A 358-nucleotide genomic window follows, 5' to 3' on the forward strand; every position below is an offset into this window, starting at 1 on the left:
GTTTCAATTACCTTTCTAAGGATATCTTCTCCGGCGCTTCCTATTGTTTTCTTCCAGATCTCTTCACCTTTAGCATCTATTTTCAAGGCGATGTAATCATCAATTCCGTCTTTTTCTTTGCTTGCCCCGGCAGCTTTGGCTACTTTATTGACAAGGGATCGGCCTGATTCTGTTTTCGCATGGCCTCCCAGTAAATAGGTATCATCCTTATTTTCTACCAAAGAAGTCAGGATATCTGTTTTTCCAAAATCAAAAGTTTTACTCCAAACCACGCCTCCCTCTTCGTCTAATTTTAAAACCCAGAAATCTGTTCCGTTGCCTACAATTCCGCCTTGTGTGGTCAGGGCATTTTTGCTGT

General features: G+C 41.6%; 1 pseudogene. It reads right to left on the reverse strand.

Annotated elements, in window-relative coordinates:
* Nucleotides 1–358 (reverse strand): annotated as a pseudogene (locus GKZ86_RS25355) (T9SS C-terminal target domain-containing protein); the annotation flags it as partial.

The sequence above is a fragment of the Flavobacterium sp. LC2016-13 genome, from assembly GCF_009707955.1.
Lineage (GTDB): Bacteria > Bacteroidota > Bacteroidia > Flavobacteriales > Flavobacteriaceae > Flavobacterium.